Here is a 291-nt window from a genome sequence, read left to right as displayed (position 1 = left end):
ACCCAGAAAAACTGCGCGACAAACACTAAAAGCAGGATGCCGGGAAGACCTTGAACGGCGCCTTCCAGCGGTTTTTGCACGATATTGTACACGGCTTCATGCAGATAGACACCTGTCAGCTTATGAAAAGCAAACCCGAAGCTGGCGATGATGGTAATGGTAATAATGGATGGAAATAAGGAGCCGAATGATACGGCGACATTGGCCGGCACGCTATCCGGCATTTTAATATTAAGCCGGTCCGAGTTTACAAGCTTGCTGAAAATTTCAACGGAAACAATTGAAATAAAC

Annotated in this window: 1 pseudogene; it reads right to left on the bottom strand. The window is 46.0% G+C overall.

The annotated features are described in order from the left end of the window. Positions 1 to 291, bottom strand: a pseudogene (locus P0G09_RS20135) (PTS lactose transporter subunit IIC); the annotation flags it as partial.

Origin of the sequence: Faecalibacterium sp. DFI.5.82, from assembly GCF_029076575.1 — a bacterium.
In the GTDB taxonomy this organism is placed as follows: domain Bacteria; phylum Bacillota; class Clostridia; order Oscillospirales; family Ruminococcaceae; genus Faecalibacterium; species Faecalibacterium duncaniae.
This window is presented reverse-complemented; position numbering and strand designations above follow the sequence as displayed.